This window comes from Streptomyces fructofermentans, assembly GCF_014651055.1.
GTDB classification, from domain to species: Bacteria; Actinomycetota; Actinomycetes; order Streptomycetales; family Streptomycetaceae; genus Streptomyces; species Streptomyces fructofermentans.
Window position 1 is genome coordinate 170,350 of sequence record NZ_BMWD01000001.1, and the last position, 20,026, is coordinate 190,375.

The window sequence follows — 20,026 nt, forward strand, 5'->3', positions numbered from 1 at the left end:
GGTCCGGGCCGCCGCGGGACTCCGGCCGCCGTACTCAGCGGCGGCGGCGCATCAGCTCGGGCAGCGGCCAGCGGCGGTTGATCACGAAGACGCCGGCCGCCAGCAGCACCAGCACGGCGCCGGTGACGGCCAGGGCGACGCCGATGCCGCTCGAACCGTCCTGGTGCGTGGAGGCTGCCACCGGGCGGGAGGATGCCTTGTCCTTGTCCTTGCCCTTGTCCTTGCCCGAACCGCCCGCCTCGCCCGAAGCGTTCGCGCCCGGCTGGGCGCTCGTGTCCGCGCTCCTCGGCGGCACCAGCTCTCCCACCGGCTGGACCTTGCCGGACGCCTTGAAGCCCCAGTCGAGCAGCTTGGCGGTCTCCTTGTAGACCTGGTCGTGCTCGTTCTTCTCCGGGTTCATGACGGTGACGAGCAGCACCTTGCCGTCCCGTTCGGCGACACCCGTGAAGGTCGCGCCCGCGTTCGTGGTGTTGCCGTTCTTCACACCCGCGATGCCCTTGTAGGAGTCGAGGCCGTAGTCGCCCGTCAGCAGCCGGTTGGTGTTCTGGATCTCGAAGGACGGGCGGACCTTCTTGCCCTTCTTGTTCTTCCTGGTCTCGCCGGGGAACTGCGCGCGGACGGTCGAGCAGTACTCGCGGAAGTCCTTCTTCTGCAGGCCGGAACGGGCGAACAGGGTCAGGTCGTACGCGGACGACACCTGGCCCTTCTCGTCGTAGCCGTCGGGGCTGACGACCGTCGTGTCGAGGGCCTGGAGCTCCTCGGCGTGGTCGTTCATGTCCTGGACCGTCCGGTCGACGCCCTGGTTCATCGCGGACAGCACGTGGACCGCGTCGTTGCCGGAGCGAAGGAAGACGCCGAGCCACAGGTCGTGGACCGAGTACGTCTCGTCCTCCTTGATGCCCACCATGCTGGAGCCCGCGCCGATGCCCGCCAGGTCGGACGGAACCACCTTGTGCTCCGTCGACTTCGGGAACTTGGGCAGCAGGGTGTCGGCGAACAGCATCTTCAGGGTGCTCGCCGGGGGCAGCCGCCAGTGCGCGTTGTGGGCGGCGAGGACGTCACCGGACTCGGCGTCCGCGACGATCCACGAGCGGGCGCTGAGCCCCTTCGGGAGCACCGGGGCCCCGGCTCCCAGGTCCGCCTGGGTCCCGGGCTGTCCGAGCCGGGCGCCACCCACGGTCGACATCTCCGGAGGCGGCGTGGCCGAGGGCTCGGCGGTCGCCTTCGGACCGTCGGCCGCGGCGGCGGGCGCCACCGCTGAGGCCGCGAGTGCGAGCGACAGCGAAAGGGACAGAACAGTGGCTGAGGCGACCAACAAGGACGACTTGGCGGTCTTCTTCATGGCGGGCACGGTCGAGAACGTACAGGGCGTCGCACGGGAAGTCCCGCGCCCCCTCTCCCCACCCCGGGCGCGGGTCCCGCGGGGCGGCGGCGATACTGAACCCATGAAGCTCAGCCGTCCCGTCTCCTGGTTCCTGCTCGCCTTCGGAGTGTGGAGCTGGGTCATCTGGATCACTTTCGTCAAGAACCTGTGGAAGGACGGCAGCGGACTCGCCTTCGACGACGCGGGCGATCCGACCGGGTACTTCTGGGTGCACCTGACGCTCGCCGTCGTCTCCTTTGTCTTGGGGACGGTCGTCGGGGCCATCGGGTTGCGCGGTGTTCGAGCCATGCGTCACACGTCATCGTCATAACGGGAGAACCGCCGCGTGGTCATCGTGTTCCTGCTCCTGGCCCTGGCCGTCTTCGGCGGGCTGCACTGGTACGTGTGGCGCCGGACCGTGCGCGACACGACGGCGCGGCCGGGCAGGGCCCGCCGGCTGGGCACGGCCGCGATCGTCGGCGGTCCCGTGCTCATGTTCGCCGCGGTCACCGCCGAGCGGGCCGGCGCGCCCTTCCTGCTCCAGCAGGTGCTGGCCTGGCCGGGCTTCCTGTGGATGGCGCTGTCGCTCTACCTCCTGCTGGGCCTGCTGGCCGGTGAGTTCGTACGGCCGCTGCTGCGGCGGTTCCTGGAGCGCCGGGACGCGCGCAGCGCCGAGGCGGAGCCGGCCGGTGTCGGCGCCTCTCCCGAGGTCGTCGCCGCGGGGACCGGGCACCCCGCCCGCCCGCGCCCGGAGACGGCCGCTCCGACGCCCCCGGAAACCGCCGGCGACGCGTCGGCCCCCACGGATGCCACCCCGGCGCCCGGGGCCGCCCGCGGACCCTCGCGGCGCCTGTTCGTCTCCCGCGTGGTCGGCGGGGCCGCGGCGGCCGCCGCCGTGGGCACGGTCGGCTACGGCACGTACGACGTGCTGCGCGGTCCGGCGGTCAAGCGGGTGACGGTTCCGCTGGCCCGGCTGCCGCGTGCCGCCCACGGATACCGCATCGCCGTCGTCAGCGACATCCACCTGGGCCCCGTCCTCGGCCGCGGGTTCGCCGAGCGGGTCGTCGACACGATCAACTCGACCCAGCCGGACCTCATCGCGGTCGTCGGCGACCTGGTCGACGGCAGCGTCAAGGACCTCGGGCCCGCCGCGGCGCCGCTCGCCCGGCTGCGGGCGCGGCACGGCGCGTACTTCGTCACCGGCAACCACGAGTACTTCTCCGGTGCCGAGCAGTGGGTCGAGCACGTACGCGAACTGGGGCTGCGGCCGTTGGAGAACGCGCGCACGGAACTCGCCCACTTCGACCTGGCCGGGGTCAACGACGTGGCGGGTGAGGAGGAGGGGCAGGGCCCCGACTTCGTGAAGGCGCTGGGCGACCGGGACCGGGAGCGCGCGTGCGTGCTGCTGGCCCATCAGCCCGTCCAGATCCACGAGGCGGTGGAGCACGGGGTCGACCTCCAGCTCTCCGGGCACACTCACGGGGGCCAGTTGTGGCCCGGCAACCTCGTGGCGGAACTCGCCAACCCCACGCTCGCGGGACTGGAGCGCTACGGGGACACGCAGTTGTACGTCTCCCGGGGCGCGGGCGCCTGGGGCCCGCCGACCAGGGTGGGCGCGCCGTCCGACATCACCGTCGTCGAGCTCGCCTCGAAGCGGGCCTGACGCCGCCGCGAGCCTGCCGTCCGCCCGTACGGGGTCGAGAGCGGCGCCCTCCACGCGGCGCCCTCCACGCGACGGGCTCACCGAGGTCGCGGTGACCGTGCTCGCCGACGGGTCCCGCCTCGTCGGGGCCTCCGACGACACCCCCGTGCGGCGGCGCGGCAGGACGGTCCGGGCGCTGGTCCCCACGTTCTGAGCGCGTCCCGGGCACGCGACCCGGCGCGGGCGGTCCCGTGCGGCCGGACCGGCCCGCGGGTCACTGCCCGCTCGACCCGGCCGGCAGCGTCACCGTCACCGCGAGGCCCTCGCCCGGCGCCGTCCGCACCGTCACCTCGCCGCCGTGGGCCGAGGCCAGGCCCTGGACGATGGCCATGCCCAGGCCGCTGCCCGCTCCGCCGCCCGCCCGGAAGAAGCGGTCGAATATCCGGGCGGCGTCCTCCGCGTCGAGTCCGGGACCCTCGTCCGCCACACACAGGCGCACGAACCCGTCCTCGCGCTCCAGGCCGAGGGCGACCGGGACACCGGGCGGTGTGTGCGTGCGGACGTTCGCCACGAGGTTGCCGAGGATCTGGCGCAGGCCCGACTCGTCGGCGTGCACGAGCAGGGCGCCCTCGGCACCCACCGACACGGGCCGCCCGGGCTGCTGGGCCCGCAGGTCCTCGGCCGCGTCCCGGACGAGCCGGCTCAGGTCCACGTTCCTGAAGCGCAGTTCGGGCCGCTGGTCCAGCCGGGCCAGCATCAGCAGCTCGTCCACCAGGCGGGCCATGCGGTCCGCCTCGCCGTTCATCCGGTCCCAGGCCCGCTTCCGCTCGCCGGGCTCGGACAGCATGCCCTTGTCGTAGAGCTGGAGGTAGCCGCGGATCGCCGACAGCGGGGTGCGCAGTTCGTGCGAGGCGTCCGCGACGAACCGGCGCAGCTGGGCGGCGCTGCGCTCCCGGGTGCGGTACGCCGACTCCACCTGGTGGAGCATCGAGTTGAGGGCGAGCCGCAACTGCTCCACCTCGTGCGTCGGATGGTGGCTGGACGGCACGCGGCGGGTCAGGTCCCCCTCGGCGATGGCCGACGAGGTCTCCACCATGTCCTCCAGCGGGCGCATCCGGCGGCTCACGCTGAGCATGGTCAGCACGGCCAGGAGCCCCAGCAGCAGCACACCGGAGGTCAGGTCGAGCTTGAGGGCCTTCGCCATGCCCTTGTGCAGGGCGTCGGTGGACGTGGCCATCAGGATCGTCGTGCCGTCCGGGAGGGCGACACCCACGACCCGGAACGGGGTGCCCGAGACGCTGACGTCCCGCGGATCGGCGTCGCCGGTGAGCGAGCGCGGCTCGTCCACGGCGGCGGCCAGCGCGAGCTGGGTGCTTGTCGGCTCGAAGCCGCCGATGGTGATGGCCCTGCCCCGCGCGTCGACCGCCACGAACAGCGAGTCCGAGTTCGGCGGGCCCTGCGCCTCGGGGAACGTTCCCTCCCGGACGAGGACGAGCGCGCCCAGCGAGTCGATCTGCCGGGCGGTGAGCCGCGTACTCCCCAACGAGTCGCGGGTCTCGATCAGTTCGCTGTCGATCTGGTCGAGGAGGTAGTACCGCATGCCCATCAGGCTCACCGCCGTCGCCACGGCGATGCCGAGTGCCAGCAGGGCCACGTTGGCCAGTGTCAGTTTTCCGCGCAGTGAATGGATGCCCCGGGCCCGGCAGTTGCGCAGGATCATGCGAGCCCGTATCCGACACCCCGGCGGGTCGTGATCACCGGGTCCCCGAGGACGTCGAGCTTGCGCCGCAGATAGCTGATGTACGTCTCCACGACGGTCGACTCCGCCGGGTGCTCGTACTGCCATACGTGCCGCAGCAGTTGCTCCTTCGGCACGACGCGCCCGCCGTTGCGCACCAGGAAGCGCAGCAGCGCGTACTCGGTGGGGGTGAGTTCGACCGTGCGGCCCGCGCGGTGCACCGAGTACGTCGTCTCGTCCAGCTCCAGGTCGCCGTAGCGCAGCGGCGGGCGCTCGGGCAGGACGTCGGCCGGGCGGACGCGGCGCAGCACGGCGGTGATCCGGGCGACCACCTCGTCGATGTTGAAGGGCTTGGTGATGTAGTCGTCGCCGAAGGCGAGCGCGCCGACGACCTCCGCGGGCGCGTCCCGGGCGGTCAGGAACACCAGCGCCAGGTCCGGCCGCTGCGCGCGCAGTTCGCGGCCGAGCGCCCGCCCGTCGCCGTCCGGGAGCATGACGTCGAGGAGCGCGGCGTCCGGGCGCGTGCGCTCGCACAGCGCCAGCGCCTCCCGGACGCCTCCCGCCGTCATCACCTCGAACCGGTGGTAGCGCAGGGCGATGGCCAGCACGTCGGCGATGCTCGGCTCGTCCTCGACGACCAGGACGGTGGCCCCCTCTTGAGCGGTCATGCACCCAGTATCGGCGCGGGGGCCCGGCGGGGGGCCGGGTCGTCCTTGGGAGTTCCTTGTGAGTCATGGCCGGGTCGTGTCCGCGCGCGCCCGCCGCCCCCGATGCTGAGCCGCAGGACCCGGGGGACCGAGCGATGGACCGACTAAGGAGCGTTGAGGCGTGACGGCATTGGCACGGTGGTGCTATCGGCACCGGCTGGTGGTCCTGCTGCTGTGGCTGGGGGCCGTGTTCGGGCTGGGCTTCGCGGGCTCGGCCGCGGGCACGGACTACGCGAACACCTTCTCCCTTCCGAACACGGACTCCACCCGCGCGTACGACCTGATGGAGAAGGCCTTCCCGGAGAGTTCGGGGGACACCGACACGGTGGTGTGGAAGGTCGACGGGGGAACGGTGCGGGACGAGTCCGTACGCTCGCGGATCGAGCCGGCGCTCGACGAGATCGGGCGCATGAAGGGCGTCGGAGGGGTCAGCGGCCCGTACGGTGCCGAAGGGGCCGCGCAGATCAGCGAGGACGGGCGGATCGCCTACGCCCAGGTCACCTTCACGGAACAGGCGAACGGCGTGCCCAAGGGGCTTGTGGAGGACGTCGTCGACACCGCCCGGGGCGCCGAACGCGCAGGTCTCCAGGTGGAACTGGGCGGGCAGGCGATCACCCGCACCCAGGAACCGCCCACCGGCATCGCCGAGATGGTCGGCATCGTGGCCGCGGCGGTCGTCCTGTTCCTCGCCTTCGGCTCGCTGTTCGCCATGCTGCTGCCGCTCGTCGTCGCGGTCGCGGCCCTCGGTACCGGGCTGATGGCGACCTCCCTGCTCAGCCATGTCACCGACGTGCCCGAAGTGGCGCCGCTGCTCGGCTCGTTGATCGGGCTCGGCGTCGGCATCGACTACGCGCTGTTCATCGTCACGCGGCACCGCCGAGGCATCCTGCGCGGCATGGAGCCCGAGGAGTCGGCGGTGACCGCGCTCAACACCTCGGGCCGGGCCGTGCTGTTCGCGGGCGGGACGGTGTGCATCGCGCTCGCCGGCATGCTCGTGATGAACATGCGCTTCCTGGACGGTGTGGTCGTCGCGACCTCGCTGACCGTCGTGCTGAGCGTGCTGGCCGCGATCACCCTGCTGCCCGCGCTCCTCGGACTGCTCGGACCGCGCGTGCTGAGCCGCAGGCAGCGCCGCCGGCTCGCCGTCACGGGGCCCGAGTCCGAGGAGGCGAGCGGGCTCGCGGCGCGCTGGTCCTCGTACGTGCAGAGGCGTCCCCGGTCGGTGGCCGCCGGTGCGCTGGTCGTGATGGCCGTGCTGGCGCTGCCCGTGCTGTCGATCCGCCTCGGCGCCACCGACCAGGGCAACCACCAGGAGTCGACGACCACCCGGCAGGCGTACGACCTGCTGGCCGAGGGGTTCGGGCCGGGCTTCAACGGCCCGCTCCAGGTCGTCGTGGAGGGCGGCGACACCGACGCGCTGGTGTCCGCCATCCGCTCCACCGAGGGCGTCGCGCAGGCCGCCGCCGCACCCCCGTCCCGGGGCGTCACCGTCATCCAGGTCGTACCGACCACGTCCCCGCAGTCCGAGAGGACGGACCGGCTGATCGACCGGCTGCGGGACGACGTCATCCCGGAGTCCGGCACGGAGGCCCATGTCGGCGGTGTGACGGCCGTCTTCAAGGACTTCGCGGCCGTCACCGGTGAACGGCTGCCCTACTTCGTCGCGGCGATCATCACGCTCGGCTTCCTGCTGCTGATGGTGGCCTTCCGCTCGCTGGTGGTGCCCCTGACCGCGGCCCTGATGAACCTGATCGCGGCCGCCGCCTCCTTCGGCGTGCTGGTCGCGATCTTCCAGTGGGGCTGGGGCACGGAACTCCTCGGTGTCGGCAAGGAGGGACCGATCACGGCCTTCCTCCCGGTCATCATGCTGTCGCTGCTCTTCGGGCTCTCGATGGACTACCAGGTCTTCCTGGTCAGCCGGATGCACGAGGAGTGGGTGCACACCAAGGACAACGCGCGCGCGGTCCGGGTCGGCCTCGCCGAGACCAGCCGGGTCATCAACTGCGCCGCCCTGATCATGATCTGCGTCTTCTCGGCGTTCGTCCTCAGCGGCGACATGGAGGGCGCGATGGCCGGCATCGGGCTCGCGGCCGCGGTCGCGCTCGACGCGTTCATCCTGCGTACGGCTCTGGTGCCGGCCGCGATGCACCTGCTCGGCAACTCCAACTGGTGGCTGCCCGCGGGCCTGGAGAAGCGGCTGCCCCATCTGGCGGTCGAACCCCGGGAGGAGGCTCCCGCCGCTCCGCCCGCGGACGTGCCCGCCGCCGCCCCCGCCGGTGCCACCGTGATCCACGGCTTCGTGCGCGACGCCGCGGGCGAGCCCGTCGGGGGAGCCGTGCTGGCCCTGCTCTCCACGGGCGGCCGTCAGCTCGACCGTGTCACGTCCCTCGCCGACGGCTCGTACATCGTCGCGGCGCCCTCCGCGGGGACGTACCTGCTGGCCGTCACCGCGTCCGGCCGTCCCTCGGACGCCCGGCAGGTGACCGCCGGGCCCGAACCACTGGTGTACGACGTGGAGCTGGCCGGGGACGGGGTCGACGCCGTCGGCTGACCGCGACCCGGGCCGCACCCGGTGCCGGGTGGTTCATCCCGGTGGCACCTGATGTCACCCGTCTCCACCCGGCCTCCGCCCCGGACCGTCCGGGGCGGAGCGCTGCCCCGTCCGCCTTCTGCCGGGGTCGGGCAGCGAGCCGGTCATTCCGGGCAGGAAGTCCGTGAACAGTTCGTGCACTTCGCGGACCAGGGGGCGCAGGACCCGGAAGCGGGCCAGGGAGACGCCGAGCGAGGTGAGGCGGGCGCCGCGCTCCGCGAGCCGGTAGCTGCGCTCGCGGCCCTCGGTACGGTCGAAGATCCAGTACAGGACGAGCCCCATCTGGGAGAGCCACAGCAACTCCGGGAGCACCTCCCGCAGTTCCTCCGGGACCTTGGCCTTCGACCCCGCGAGCACCTCTCGGCAGACCGCGATGGCCTCCAGCCGGGCGTGCTCCGACTCCGCGGAGAACGGGCTGAGCGGGCTGTCCGGATCGGCGGCGTTCTTGAAGAACTGGACCGCGAACTCGTGGTACGGCGTCGCCACGTCGAGCCAGGTCTTCAGCACCCCGGCGATCCGGGCCTCCAGGTCCCCCTCCTGGTCCAGCACCTCGCGGACGGCCGCCCGGTGCTCGGCGGCCAGCCGGTCGTAGAAGCCCTGGATCAGGTGTTCCTTGCCGGCGAAGTAGTAGTAGGCGTTGCCCACGGAGACCCCGGCCTCCTGGGCGATCGCCCGCATCGTCGTCCTGTCGTAGCCCCGCTCCTGGAACAGGCGCATCGCCGTCTCCAGGATCAGGGCCCGGGTCTGCTCGCTCTTGGCGGGCGTGCGCGACCGGCCCGGCCCCCCGGGCTCCGAGGGGCTGTCCGGGCTGGGGTCGCTGTCATTCGATGCTGGCACGGACAAGAGCCTAACCAGGCCCGCAGGCGCCGCTGTCACAGGCGGGCGGCCGGTGGGTCCAGCCCGAGGCCGGGTCGTAGGTCCATCCGTCGCCCGCGGGGTACGTGCCCCCGCCCCAGGACACCTGCCCGCGCGTCCGCTGCGCCTCCCGCCACTTGGCGGCGGCCAGCACCGCGCCGCGGGCGAGACGCGACCCGGTGGGGCCGCTGAGGCGGTGGGCCGTCGCGCGGTGGTCGGCGAGCGCCCACAGGGTGACGATCCAGGCGTCGGGCCCCCGGTAGACCTGCCCCGAGTCGCCGACCACGGTGATCTCGTCCAGGGTCGCCCCGTGGTCGAGCCCGGGGAAGCGCTCCCGGGCCGCCGGTGAACCGGCGGGCACCAGGTCGAGCGGGACGAGCTGCCGCTGGCGGGCGAGCCAGTCGCGCAGGAACGCGCACAGGGAGCATCCGGCGTCGTACAGGACCGTCAGCCCGCGGACCGGGACGCGCGAGGCGTCCCGGTCCGCGGTGCCGGTTCCGGCCGTCACGGCCGAGCCCCGGTTGCCGGGGCGACCCAGCCCTGCGGCCGCACCGGCGGCTGCTCCTCGCGCTCCATGACGCTCCGCCGGCGGATCTTGTTGAGCACGTACACGTTGCCCAGGTGCATCACACCGAGCACCAGCAGCACCACGCCGAGCTTCGTCGACAGGGCCTCGAAGACGCCCCGCGCGTCGGCGATCTCGTCGTCCTGGCTCAGGTACAGGGCCACGAAGCCGAGGTTCACCAGGTAGAAGCCCACCACGAGCAGGTGGTTGACGGCGTCGGCGAGCTTCTCGTTGCCCTGGAGCACGTCCGACAGGAAGATGCGCCCGTTCGTGCTGAGCGTGCGCGCCACCCAGATCGTCAGCGCCACGCTGACCAGCAGATAGATGACATACGCGACGACCGTGAGATCCATGTCCCCACCCCATTCTCGACTGCTCGAACGTTCTTGAACACGTTCAAAAGGCTGTTGATGGAGAATGTAGACCTGTTTTTGAACACGTTCAAGCAGAGGGTGCGGGTCGGGTGTGTGACCTACGGCTCAGGGCGCGCGCGGAGGGGTCGGGCCCGGCGGGGTCGGGTCCTGGAGGGTGGAGGTGCCGCCCGGGCGTCGGCGGGGCGCCCCGCTCCGGGCGCGCCCGGAGCGGGGCGCGCGGGGGCGTGGGCGGCGCGACGCGCGGGGTCGGGCGGGGCCTCGCGGGGCCTCGCGGGGTGCGCGCCGGGGTGACGTGCCGTGGGGCGTCCCGGGGCGCGGGGTGCCGGCCTCCGAGGAGGGGGCCGGACGGTGGCGCCGCTCAGGAACTGCGCGCCAGCTCGGGCCGCTTGCTGTAGTCCGTGAACCCCATGATGTTGCCCCAGGGGTCGGCGAACTCGACGGTCCAGCCGGTGGACACGGAGGCGGGGGCGTCGAGGGGCTCGATGCCCGCCGCGGCGAGGGCCCGGGCCGTGGCCCGGGCGTCCCGGACCTCCAGCCAGACCCGGGGTGTGCCCCAGGGCGGCGTCCGGTGCCCGAGCGCCTCCTCCAGCCGCAGCAGCACGCCGGGCGTCTCGGCTCCGACCTTCAGGAGCGCGATCCCCGCGTCGTCTAGCCGGAAGCCGAGGGCGAAGCCCGCCCGCCGGTAGAAGGCCACGGCCTCGTCGAGGTCCCCGACGGGCAGGAGCACATGGTCGAAGCCCAGCAGTTCGAACGACTCTTGGTCTGACATGCCGTCAGATTAGGCCGGGGTCCGGGGAGGCCGGGGGAGGCGCCCGCCGCCCCCGGCGAATGTCACCCGGTGGCAGGGCGGGCCGCCGCCCGGCCGCCCCGGCGGTCCGGAGCGCTCAGTGGCCGAGCCCGTCCCGGACGATGCGCCGTGCCAGTACGTCCCGGGCCCCGGCCAGTTCGGCGTCCACGCGGGCAGCACGGCCGGCGTCCGCCACCACGGCCGCGGGCAGGGGCGCGCCGGTGAGCAGGCACCGGCGTCGCAGGTGGGTCGGGGGGTGCGTGGAGTCGACGCTGTGGCCCCGGGCCGCTCCCGCGCGCCGCTGGCGCTCGTACTCGCCCGGCGGGATCGACTCCATGTGGGCCCGCAGGCGCTCCCACAGCCCGTCGCCGCTCGCCCTGCCCGCCGAGCCGGGGCGTACGACCTGCCGGGCGTTGGCCTCACGGCGCAGCATGACGGTGGCGGAGTCGGAGACGAGGAAGCAGTCCATGACCGCCGCGGCGGCCCCGGTGGAGCCGGCGCGGGCGGCCATCGCGTCCGCGAGGTACTCGGCGCGCTGCGTGGCACGCAGCGTGAGCCGGTCGAGCAGCGCCGAGGTGCCCTCGATGAGCAGCCGCGGGACCAGCAGGAGCAGGTTGACCGCCCACTCGACCAGCGTGGGGTCGGCGGGCGGGGCGACGTAGTAGCGCCAGGTCGTGAGCGAGTGGAGGGCGTTGCCGACGAGCAGTCCGTGCCGGGTGTCCCCGTTGCTGTAGTGGCCGAGTTCGTGGCCCAGCAGGGCGATCCGCTGCTGCGGGGTGAGGATCTCCCAGAGCGGGAGCCCGAGGGTCAGCAGACGCCGCCCGCGCAGGTCGTACGTGGTCACGCTCGCGTTGACCTCGTCGTCGACCGCGATCACGTCGACGCCCCGGGTGCCGACCACCGCGGCCACCTCGTCCACCAGCGCGAAGAGTTCGGGCGCGTCCGCCCGGCGCAGGACGGGGCCGTCGTCCGGCAGCCCGGGGAACCGCGGCCGCAGCGTCCACGCGAGGACTCCGAGGAACACGGCGGCCACGGTTCCCGCGCCGCCCCACCCGGTCACGAGGAACCAGAGGGCGCCCGCGGCCAGCGCCACCGTCACGCCGTGCACCGCCAGGGCCAGTCCCTGGGCCGCGACGGACGCGGTGTCGCGCCGCGGCCGCAGTGATCCGCCCGCCGCCACCTCGGCGAGCAGCCTCTCGCCGTGCCGTGCCGCGAGGGACCGCTGCCACCGCTCGACCCGTCCCGGCGTCCCCTCAGGCTTCTCCGGGTCCACGTTCCAGTCGCAGGCGGCGCACCACGTGGTGAACCGGCTGTCCGTACGGATCTCGGCCCCGCACTGCGGGCACGGCCGGACCTTCTCCTCGACGGCAGCGCTCATCGGCGCGCCTCCCTTCCCCCGGCCCCTCCCCAGGGGCCGCTTCGTACGCGATCCGGCACAGCTGATCACCCCGGCGCCTCCGTGGGAAGCCCCGTGAGGAGATCGATACGCGCCGAGCCCCCAGGGCCGCGGTCGCGGGGGACCCGGAGGTCGGCGCAGGTCAGCGCCGGTGGAGTCCGGGAGCGGGGGGACGGCCCGCAGGGCTTCGGGGCCACTGGACTGCCGGGCCGCCGGGCCGCGGGGCATGCGGGCATGCGGGCATGCGAAGGGCCCCGCCCCCGGTACGTGACCGGGGGCGGGGCCCGTGCGCGGTGCGAGCCGGCCGAGCCGCACGAACCGTGCGGGCCGAACGGCGGGAGGGGTCAGAAGCGGCGCGTGATCAGCGCCCGCTTGACCTCCTGGATCGCCTTCGTGACCTCGATGCCGCGAGGGCAGGCGTCCGTGCAGTTGAACGTCGTGCGGCAGCGCCACACGCCGTCCTTGTCGTTCAGGATCTCCAGGCGCTGCTCGCCCGCCTCGTCGCGCGAGTCGAAGATGAAGCGGTGCGCGTTGACGATCGCGGCCGGACCGAAGTACTGGCCGTCGTTCCAGAACACCGGGCACGAGGAGGTGCACGCGGCGCAGAGGATGCACTTCGTCGTGTCGTCGAAGCGCTCGCGGTCCTCGGCCGTCTGGAGACGCTCGCGCGTCGGCTCGTTGGTGTCCTTCGTGATCAGGAAGGGCATCACGTCGCGGTACGCCTGGAAGAACGGCTCCATGTCCACCACGAGGTCCTTCAGGACCGTGAGGCCCTTGATGGGCTCGACCGTGATGGGCTTCTCGGGACTGAGGTCCTTGATCAGCGTCTTGCAGGCGAGGCGGTTCTTGCCGTTGATCCGCATGGCGTCGGAGCCGCAGATGCCGTGCGCGCAGGACCGGCGGAACGTCAGCGTGCCGTCCTGGTCCCACTTGATCTTGTGCAGCGCGTCGAGGACACGCTCCTTGGGGTCGATCTCCAGCTGGAAGTCTTCCCAGACCGCCTCGGCCGAGACCTCGGAGTTGAAGCGGCGGATGCGGAACGTGGCGGTGATGTACGGGGAGTCGGCGAAGCCGGCCTCCGGCGCGCCCGCGCCGTCCGCCTTGTCCAGGGTGGGGGTAGCCATCAGTACTTACGCTCCATCGGCTGGTAGCGGGTCTGGACGACCGGCTTGTAGTCGAGACGGATGGACTCGGTGCCGTCGTCGCCGACCTCGCGGTACGCCATGGTGTGGCGCATGAAGTTGACGTCGTCGCGGTTCGGGTAGTCCTCGCGGTAGTGACCGCCGCGGGACTCCTTGCGGGCGAGCGCGGAGACGGCCATGACCTCGGCGAGGTCGAGCAGGTTGCCCAGCTCGACGGCCTCCAGGAGGTCGGTGTTGAACCGCTTGCCCTTGTCCTGGACGGACACGTGCCGGTAGCGCTCGCGCAGTTCGGCGATCTTCTCGACGGCCGTCTTGATCGTCTGCTCGGTGCGGAACACCATGACGTTGGCGTCCATGGTCTCCTGCAGCTCGCGGCGGATGTCCGCCACGCGCTCGCTGCCCGTGGACGAGCGCAGTCGCTCGATCTGCGCGACGACCAGCGAGGCGGGGTCCTCGGGCAGTTCGACGTGCGCGGCGACGGTGGCCGAGTACTCGGCGGCCGCGATGCCGGCGCGCTTGCCGAACACGTTGATGTCCAGCAGCGAGTTGGTGCCGAGCCGGTTCGCGCCGTGCACGGACACGCACGCGACCTCGCCGGCCGCGTACAGGCCCGGGACCACGGTGGTGTTGTCGCTCAGCACCTCGCCCCGGACGTTCGTCGGGATGCCGCCCATCGCGTAGTGCGCGGTGGGCTGGATCGGGATCGGGTCCGTGTAGGGCTCGATGCCGAGGTAGGTGCGCGCGAACTCCGTGATGTCCGGCAGCTTGGCGTCGAGCTGCTCCGGCGGGAGGTGCGTCAGGTCGAGGTAGACGTGGTCGCCCTCGGGACCGCAGCCGCGGCCCTCGCGGATCTCCGTGTAGATGGAGCGCGAGACGACGTCACGGGACGCGAGGTCCTTCATGACCGGCGCGTACTTCTCCATGAAGCGCTCGCCGTCCTTGTTGCGGAGGATGCCGCCCTCACCGCGGGCGCCCTCCGTCAGCAGGATGCCCATGCGCCAGATGCCGGTCGGGTGGAACTGGAAGAACTCCATGTCCTCCAGCGGCAGTCCGCGACGGTAGACGGCGGCCTGGCCGTCGCCGGTCAGCGTGTGCGCGTTGGAGGTCACCTTGAAGAACTTGCCGGTGCCGCCGGACGCGTAGATCACGGCCTTCGCCTGGAAGACGTGGATCTCACCGGTGGCCAGCTCGTACGCCACGACACCGGCGGAGTGCTTGACGCCGTCGATCTCGGTGATCAGCTGGTCGAGGACGTAGAACTCGTTGAAGAACTCCACGCCTTCCTTGACGCAGTTCTGGTACAGCGTCTGGAGGATCATGTGGCCGGTGCGGTCCGCGGCGTAGCAGGACCGGCGGACCGGGGCCTCGCCGTGGTTGCGGCTGTGACCGCCGAAGCGGCGCTGGTCGATCGTCCCGTCGGGCGTCCGGTTGAAGGGCAGGCCCATCTTCTCCAGGTCGAGGACCGAGTCGATGGCCTCCTTCGCCAGGATCTCGGCGGCGTCCTGGTCGACCAGGTAGTCGCCGCCCTTGACCGTGTCGAAGGTGTGCCACTCCCAGTTGTCCTCCTCCACGTTGGCCAGCGCGGCGGCCATGCCGCCCTGCGCGGCGCCCGTGTGGGAGCGGGTGGGGTAGAGCTTCGTCAGCACGGCGGTCCGGCTGCGCTTCGTCGACTCGATGGCGGCGCGCATACCGGCGCCGCCGGCGCCGACGATGACGGTGTCGTACTTGTGGATCTTCATGATTCTCGCAGCCCCGTGCCTAGCGGATGTTCGGGTCGAAGGTGAAGATCACCAGCGTGCCCAGCAGGATGGTGAACACCGTGGCGGTGTAGAGCAGGCCCTTGAGCCACAGCCGGGTGTTCGCGCGCTCCGCGTAGTCGTTGATGACCGTGCGCAGGCCGTTGGCGCCGTGGAGCATCGCGAGCCACAGCATCAGCAGGTCCCAGACCTGCCAGAACGGGGAGGCCCAGCGGCCGGCCACGAAGGCGAAGCCGATCTTGGACACACCGCCGTCCAGGACGAGCTGGATGAGCAGGTGGCCGATGACCAGGACGACCAGCACGACGCCGGACAGGCGCATGAAGAGCCAGCCGTACATCTCGAAGTTGCCGCGGGTGGACTTCGGGGTCTTCTTCGTCCGCTTGCGCGGGGCCTCGATGAGGGGCGCCGGGTGGTCGACGTCGTAGAGGGACGCGCCCTCGACGGGGCCGATGCCGGACGTGGCCGTCTCAGTGGTGACTGTGTTTTTCGACATGCTTGCGCGTCAGCTCCCGAAGACTTCACGAGCGGCGTGACCGAGGACGGGGTACAGCGCCCCGATCATCAGGACGACCCAGATGCCGACCACGGTCCAGAGCATCTGCTTCTGGAAGCGCGGCCCCTTCGACCAGAAGTCGACGGCGATCACGCGGAGGCCGTTGAGCGCGTGGAAGAGGATGGCGGCCACGAGGCCGTACTCCAGCAGCGCGACGACCGGCGTCTTGTAGGTGGCTACGACCCTGTCGTAGTCCTCGGGGGAGACACGTACGAGAGAGGTGTCCAGGACGTGTACGAACAGGAAGAAGAAGATGAGGACGCCGGTGACTCGATGAGCCACCCAGGACCACATTCCTTCCCGGCCGCGGTACAGCGTTCCAGCCGGCACGGAAGAACCCTCCGGGAGCGGGGATTGGGGCCTGCCGGCTTCGATGTCGGTCGGCCCGGCCGGGTACGGTCCACCGGCCCTGGCCATCGTAGCGACGTGTTGTCGGAACGTTTACGGCGGGCCTACCGATGTGATCGAACTGGCAATCAAAGAGGCACGGACGGGCTATTACGGACGCCACCGACCCGGACGTCTGCTCGATCGGTCGCAAGGGCAGCCGAGGGCGCCGACCCCGGGGCCGCCGGGCGTCCCCGGCGCGCCGCCGCCTCCGGTCACGGGCGTGCGGTCGGCCCGGCCGTCCGTTCCGCCCGGTCGCGGCGGTGGTTCAGCGGGCCCGCGCGGGGCAGAGCGGGTGCCGCACCAGGCGGGACAGCCGCCCCCTGGCCAGGCGGCGCAGCTCGTCCGCGGTGACCGCGCGCTCCTCGTCGGGATCGTTCGCCAATCGTGACCGGATGCCGGCGAGGACCCGGTCGAGCGCCTCCCCCGGGGCCGCGTCGTCCAGGCAGATCACGAACACATGCCCGAAACGGCTCTCGTACGCGGCGTGCGCGGCGCTCAGGGCGGTGTGCGCCGCGGAGTACGCGCCGTCCGGCAGGACCGTGAGGGACTCGCAGGCCAGGGCCTCGGCGACGTCGGGCGGGGTGAGGTCGTACGACGCCTCGTCGGCGGCGGCCAGCAGCGCGTCCAGGTCGGGGTACGGGCGGTGGTCGGCGACACGGCGGGCCCAGCGGTGGCTGCCGCAGCAGTGCAGGAGGTCGCGCTCGGCCTCGTCGTCGGGCGTGTCGTTGAACCGCTCCAGGCCTGTCGGGCGGGGCGCGGCGGGTCCGGAGGCCGACCGGGGCTGCGCGGGCAGCTCCGGGGTGCCGGACAACTCCGGGAGGGTGACGGCCTGACCGGTGAGGCGGGACGGACGGTGCGCGGGCAGCGTGGGTTCCTCGGCGGTTCGGTGACGCTCGGACGTGCGTCACGCGTGGGTCGGCAGGGGGTCAAGTGAGAGTTGTGACACCACGCTATCGAGGTGTGGCGGGAGCTGTCCGTCGGATGCCCGATTTTCACCCGCAAGGGAGAGTTTCAGAACGGGGGGTGGACAGAGGCGCAGGACACGGGGGCTTAGGTTCGCAGCGGAGGTACAGCGTGATGAGGGTGGGCCGTACGAGCGTGGGAGGTACCCGGTGACCGGGCACAGGCGCAGGACCCCGGCGGCGAACCGCAGAAGGCCCCTGCTGATCGGCGCGGGCGCGGCGGTCGCGGCGGGCGCGGCGCTGGGCGTCGGGCTCTGGGCGAGCGGCGACTCGGACACGCCCTCGGGGCAGCGGCCCTCCGGCGGGAAGGAGGCCGTGGCGCCCGAGGCGACCCCGACCCCGTCACCCGATCGGACGTACGCGCTGTCGCGGACTCCCCGGACCATCCCGGCCGTGCGCGAGCACACCCCCGCGCGGGGGCCCGGCTGGCGGCCCGCGAAGGGCGGGCGGGTCGTCGTCGACGACAAGGAGCTGGCGGACGAGGGACGGCTGCTCGCCGGAGAGCTGGGGCTGTCCTACGCGGGCTCCGGCGCGGCGCGTGCCGGGGACGTACGGCTGGGCCTGACCGACGAGGACGCGAACCCGGAGTCGTACACGCTGACCGTGAAGGACGGGCGGGTGCGGATCACCGGCACGGCCGAGGCCGGCGTGTTCTACGGGACCCGCACGCTCAAGCAGCAGGTGCGCTCGGGCGGCACGGCCTCCGAGGGGGTCGTGCGCGACTCGCCGGCCAAGCCGCAGCGCGCCTTCATGCTGGACATCGCGCGCAAGCACTTCACCGCGGGCTGGATCGAGGACCGGATCCGGGAGATGGGGGACCTGAAGTACAACCAGTTCGGGCTGCACTTCTCCGACGACCAGGGCTTCCGCATCGCCTCGGACTCGCATCCCGAGATCGTCTCGAAGGTCCACCTGTCGAAGGCGGAGGTGCGCAGGATCATCGACCTCGCGGCGAGCCGGCACATCACGGTCGTGCCCGAGATCGACTCGCCCGGCCACCTCGGCGCGGTGCTCGCCGCCCACCCGGAACTCCAGCTCCGCAATACCCAGGGGGTCGCCACCAAGGGCGCGATCGACATCTCCAAGCCCGCGTCGGCGGAGCTGCTGGACGACCTGCTGAACGAGTACTCCGGGCTGTTCCCCGGCCGGTTCTGGCACCTCGGCGCCGACGAGTACCAGGCGCTGACCGTGGCGAACCCGGCCGCCTCGTTCCCGCAGCTGGCCGCCGCCGCGACGAGGAAGTACGGGCCGGGCGCCGGCATCGAGGACCTCGCGACCGGCTGGCTGAACGACCGGACGGCCGTGGTGCGCGGCCACGACCGGGTGCCGCGGGCGTGGAACGACGGGTTCTTCCCCGGAGGGGTCGTCAAGGCCGACAAGTCCCTCCAGGTCGCCTACTGGACCGGCAAGGAGATCGGGGCGCGCGAGCCCGTCGAGTACCTGCGGGAGGGGCGCGAGGTCATCAACTACAACGACGAGTTCCTGTACTACGTGCTCGGGCAGCCCAACGCGTTCGTCTATCCGACCGGGCAGCGCATCTACGAGCAGTGGACCCCGCTCGTGCTGCGGGGCACGGCCCCGGTCTCCCGGGAGTACGGCGACCAGATCCTCGGCGCGTCCTTCGCCGTCTGGTGCGACCTGTCGGGGTCGCAGACCCAGGACCAGGTGGCGGCGGGCGTCAGGATGCCGCTGCGGGCGATGGTGCAGAAGCTGTGGGACCCGCGCGCCCCGCAGCTGTCCTGGACGGAGTTCAAGGACCTCGCGGCGAAGCTGGGCTGAGCCGGCCCGCGGTCCGGCGGGCCCCTCGCGCGGATTGCCCGCGCCGCCCGCGCGCGGCGCGGGGAGCCCCGCGGGAGGGACCCCGGCCGCCGTGGCGCGCGAGGGGCGACTTGTCCGTTCCGGTGGCGGACAGGCGTGCCTTTGTGGTGTATTCGGCCTGGCCGAACCGATACACCGGGGGGAGCGGGATGGGCTACTGGGGGTATTTCGTCGTGGGCAGGAGCGAACTGCCGCTGGCGGAACTGGGCGCGCTGTCGGGCGCCCCGGGCATGACGCTGCATCAGACGGCGGACGGCGGCTGGCAGGTGTGGGAGTGCCCGAACGCCCCGGACGGGGCGTCCACCGGCGACGTGGGCAACATGAACGACCTGGCGGCGGAGACGGGCGCGCCGGCGCTGTTCGGGTACGTCATGGACAGCGACTGCGTGGTCGTGGAGGCGGCCGCGCCCGAGAGCGGCGCGTGGACGACGTGCCTGGCCCGGGACGCGATGGCGGGGTACCTCGGTGGGAACGAGGACGGGCTCACCGTCGACGACTTCTTCCTGGAACCGCGCGACGCCGTCGAGCGGGCCGTCGCCTGGGCCGCGGAATCCGGCCGCTCGGTGCCCGACGAACCGGTGCTGGACGTACTCACCGCGGACGCCGATCCGTCCGCGGAAATGCTTTTCTTCCGCTTCCTCGATCGACTCGGCGTCATCCCGATGTAGATTTCGGCCATCTCGCAGTGTGACGTTCCGGCCACAGTGCACGCAGTAAGGGGAAGTGCGGGCTCCGTGACCGGCGGCGGCCCCACCGAGGGAGGCGTGATGAGCCTGGTGGAACTGATCGCTCAGGCCGACGAGCGTGGTCTGGCGACCAGCGGTCTGGCGTGCCTGGACAGGTGTGTGCCCCTGTCGGGCGGTGACGACGACATGCTGCGGCCGCTGTGGGCGAGCCTCGCCGAGGGCGGTGACCAGTGGCGCCGCGACTGGGGCGAACGCGTCGAGCAGGCGCGTGCCGGGTTCGACGCCACCGGCCTCCCGGAGGGCGACGCCTCCGCCGAGGGCGAGGCCGCCGTGCTCGCGCACCGCATGCTGCTGGCCGCCCCCGCCGAGTGCACCGCGGACACCCTCCGCACCTGGGCGGACGCCTGCTCGGTCGCCGCGCTCCAGATCCACCGGCTGCTCGACGCCTCGGACGACGGGGCGTCCTCGATGACGGCCCACCGCGAGGGCGGCACGCAGGACATCCCGCCGCTCGTGGCCGCCGAACTGCGCCGCCAGATCGCCATCCTGGAACTGCTGTCGGCGCACGGCCCCACCGGGCTGCGGCAGGCCCTGGACCTCTCCACCGAGGGCCGGCGCGTGCTGCGCGCGGTGGTGTCCCGCAGGGCCCGCGGACGGGTCTGAGCGCGCCCCGCGGCCGCAGTCTCCCCACGCGGCGC

The 20,026-nt window shown here is 72.4% G+C and carries 19 protein-coding genes; 6 read left to right on the forward strand and 13 right to left on the reverse strand.

The annotated features are described in order from the left end of the window. Positions 1–34: 34 nt before the first annotated feature. Positions 35–1,342 (reverse strand): D-alanyl-D-alanine carboxypeptidase family protein, encoded by a 1,308-nt coding sequence (locus IE265_RS00675; RefSeq protein ID WP_373302897.1) that lies wholly within the window; start codon positions 1,340–1,342, stop codon positions 35–37. A 103-nt stretch (positions 1,343–1,445) separates the two neighbouring features. On the opposite strand from IE265_RS00675, the gene IE265_RS38100 reads away from it, so the two are divergent. Then, positions 1,446–1,694 (forward strand): SCO4848 family membrane protein, encoded by a 249-nt coding sequence (locus IE265_RS38100; protein WP_229915955.1) that lies wholly within the window; start codon positions 1,446–1,448, stop codon positions 1,692–1,694. A gap of 15 nt (positions 1,695–1,709) precedes the next feature. Beyond that, on the forward strand, positions 1,710–3,026 hold the full coding sequence (locus IE265_RS00680; RefSeq protein ID WP_190033270.1) for a metallophosphoesterase: 1,317 nt from the start codon (positions 1,710–1,712) through the stop codon (positions 3,024–3,026). Positions 3,027–3,279: 253 nt separating this feature from the next. On the opposite strand, the gene IE265_RS00685 is transcribed toward IE265_RS00680, so the two are convergent. Continuing rightward, positions 3,280–4,725, reverse strand: coding sequence for a sensor histidine kinase (locus tag IE265_RS00685; RefSeq protein WP_190033271.1), 1,446 nt, complete (start codon positions 4,723–4,725; stop codon positions 3,280–3,282). Beyond that, positions 4,722–5,411 (reverse strand): response regulator transcription factor, encoded by a 690-nt coding sequence (locus IE265_RS00690; protein WP_190033272.1) that lies wholly within the window; start codon positions 5,409–5,411, stop codon positions 4,722–4,724. The genes IE265_RS00685 and IE265_RS00690 overlap by 4 nt, the downstream gene beginning before the upstream one ends. A gap of 169 nt (positions 5,412–5,580) precedes the next feature. On the opposite strand from IE265_RS00690, the gene IE265_RS00695 reads away from it, so the two are divergent. Next, positions 5,581–8,001: an MMPL family transporter gene (locus IE265_RS00695; protein WP_190033726.1), complete on the forward strand. Its 2,421-nt coding sequence runs from the start codon at positions 5,581–5,583 to the stop codon at positions 7,999–8,001. Positions 8,002–8,055: 54 nt separating this feature from the next. Here IE265_RS00695 and IE265_RS00700 read toward each other — a convergent pair whose 3' ends face one another. The 10 genes from IE265_RS00700 to IE265_RS00745 form a co-directional block, all read right to left on the reverse strand. After that, positions 8,056–8,877 (reverse strand): TetR/AcrR family transcriptional regulator, encoded by an 822-nt coding sequence (locus IE265_RS00700; RefSeq protein ID WP_229915956.1) that lies wholly within the window; start codon positions 8,875–8,877, stop codon positions 8,056–8,058. 10 nt (positions 8,878–8,887) lie between these two features. Then, positions 8,888–9,403 (reverse strand): thiol-disulfide oxidoreductase DCC family protein, encoded by a 516-nt coding sequence (locus IE265_RS00705; RefSeq protein WP_190033273.1) that lies wholly within the window; start codon positions 9,401–9,403, stop codon positions 8,888–8,890. Further along, the gene (locus IE265_RS00710; RefSeq protein ID WP_190033274.1) at positions 9,400–9,813 is read right to left on the reverse strand and encodes a hypothetical protein; all 414 of its coding nucleotides are present in this window, start codon (positions 9,811–9,813) and stop codon (positions 9,400–9,402) included. Before IE265_RS00710 ends, IE265_RS00705 begins: the two co-directional genes overlap by 4 nt. 379 nt (positions 9,814–10,192) lie before the next feature. Then, the gene (locus IE265_RS00715) at positions 10,193–10,603 is read right to left on the reverse strand and encodes a VOC family protein (protein WP_190033275.1); all 411 of its coding nucleotides are present in this window, start codon (positions 10,601–10,603) and stop codon (positions 10,193–10,195) included. Positions 10,604–10,718: 115 nt separating this feature from the next. Then, on the reverse strand, positions 10,719–11,999 hold the full coding sequence (locus IE265_RS00720) for a M48 family metallopeptidase (protein ID WP_190033276.1): 1,281 nt from the start codon (positions 11,997–11,999) through the stop codon (positions 10,719–10,721). A 362-nt stretch (positions 12,000–12,361) separates the two neighbouring features. Next, positions 12,362–13,141, reverse strand: a complete 780-nt coding sequence (locus IE265_RS00725; RefSeq protein ID WP_190033277.1) for a succinate dehydrogenase iron-sulfur subunit — start codon at positions 13,139–13,141, stop codon at positions 12,362–12,364. Further along, on the reverse strand, positions 13,141–14,898 hold the full coding sequence (sdhA, locus tag IE265_RS00730) for a succinate dehydrogenase flavoprotein subunit (protein ID WP_190033278.1): 1,758 nt from the start codon (positions 14,896–14,898) through the stop codon (positions 13,141–13,143). The genes IE265_RS00725 and sdhA overlap by 1 nt, the downstream gene beginning before the upstream one ends. A 19-nt stretch (positions 14,899–14,917) precedes the next feature. After that, the gene (locus tag IE265_RS00735) at positions 14,918–15,412 is read right to left on the reverse strand and encodes a succinate dehydrogenase hydrophobic membrane anchor subunit (protein WP_190033279.1); all 495 of its coding nucleotides are present in this window, start codon (positions 15,410–15,412) and stop codon (positions 14,918–14,920) included. 9 nt (positions 15,413–15,421) lie between these two features. Continuing rightward, positions 15,422–15,802 carry a succinate dehydrogenase, cytochrome b556 subunit gene (gene sdhC, locus IE265_RS00740; protein WP_190033280.1) on the reverse strand — a complete coding sequence of 127 codons (381 nt, stop codon included), beginning with the start codon at positions 15,800–15,802 and terminating at the stop codon, positions 15,422–15,424. 325 nt (positions 15,803–16,127) lie between these two features. Then, positions 16,128–16,673, reverse strand: a complete 546-nt coding sequence (locus tag IE265_RS00745) for a 2-oxo-4-hydroxy-4-carboxy-5-ureidoimidazoline decarboxylase (protein ID WP_190033281.1) — start codon at positions 16,671–16,673, stop codon at positions 16,128–16,130. Positions 16,674–16,974: 301 nt separating this feature from the next. Here IE265_RS00745 and IE265_RS00750 point away from each other — a divergent pair, with 301 nt between their 5' ends. The 3 genes from IE265_RS00750 (at position 16,975) to IE265_RS00760 (ending at position 19,991) form a co-directional block, all read left to right on the forward strand. Beyond that, positions 16,975–18,603: a beta-N-acetylhexosaminidase gene (locus IE265_RS00750; RefSeq protein ID WP_229915957.1), complete on the forward strand. Its 1,629-nt coding sequence runs from the start codon at positions 16,975–16,977 to the stop codon at positions 18,601–18,603. A gap of 188 nt (positions 18,604–18,791) precedes the next feature. Next, positions 18,792–19,310: a hypothetical protein gene (locus IE265_RS00755; RefSeq protein WP_190033282.1), complete on the forward strand. Its 519-nt coding sequence runs from the start codon at positions 18,792–18,794 to the stop codon at positions 19,308–19,310. A 99-nt stretch (positions 19,311–19,409) separates the two neighbouring features. Next, complete coding sequence (locus IE265_RS00760; RefSeq protein WP_190033283.1) at positions 19,410–19,991, forward strand: hypothetical protein; 582 nt, start codon at positions 19,410–19,412, stop codon at positions 19,989–19,991. Positions 19,992–20,026: the final 35 nt, after the last annotated feature.

Bases quoted from the DNA above. Each gene is read 5' to 3' on its own strand.
- IE265_RS00675 (WP_373302897.1), bottom strand. From the start codon at position 1,342: ATGAAGAAGACCGCCAAGTCGTCCTTGTTGGTCGCCTCAGCCACTGTT.
- IE265_RS38100 (WP_229915955.1), top strand. From the start codon at position 1,446: ATGAAGCTCAGCCGTCCCGTCTCCTGGTTCCTGCTCGCCTTCGGAGTG.
- IE265_RS00685 (WP_190033271.1), bottom strand. From the start codon at position 4,725: ATGATCCTGCGCAACTGCCGGGCCCGGGGCATCCATTCACTGCGCGGA.
- IE265_RS00690 (WP_190033272.1), bottom strand. From the start codon at position 5,411: ATGACCGCTCAAGAGGGGGCCACCGTCCTGGTCGTCGAGGACGAGCCG.
- IE265_RS00710 (WP_190033274.1), bottom strand. From the start codon at position 9,813: ATGGATCTCACGGTCGTCGCGTATGTCATCTATCTGCTGGTCAGCGTG.
- IE265_RS00715 (WP_190033275.1), bottom strand. From the start codon at position 10,603: ATGTCAGACCAAGAGTCGTTCGAACTGCTGGGCTTCGACCATGTGCTC.
- IE265_RS00720 (WP_190033276.1), bottom strand. From the start codon at position 11,999: ATGAGCGCTGCCGTCGAGGAGAAGGTCCGGCCGTGCCCGCAGTGCGGG.
- IE265_RS00725 (WP_190033277.1), bottom strand. From the start codon at position 13,141: ATGGCTACCCCCACCCTGGACAAGGCGGACGGCGCGGGCGCGCCGGAG.
- sdhA (WP_190033278.1), bottom strand. From the start codon at position 14,898: ATGAAGATCCACAAGTACGACACCGTCATCGTCGGCGCCGGCGGCGCC.
- IE265_RS00735 (WP_190033279.1), bottom strand. From the start codon at position 15,412: ATGTCGAAAAACACAGTCACCACTGAGACGGCCACGTCCGGCATCGGC.
- IE265_RS00755 (WP_190033282.1), top strand. From the start codon at position 18,792: ATGGGCTACTGGGGGTATTTCGTCGTGGGCAGGAGCGAACTGCCGCTG.
- IE265_RS00760 (WP_190033283.1), top strand. From the start codon at position 19,410: ATGAGCCTGGTGGAACTGATCGCTCAGGCCGACGAGCGTGGTCTGGCG.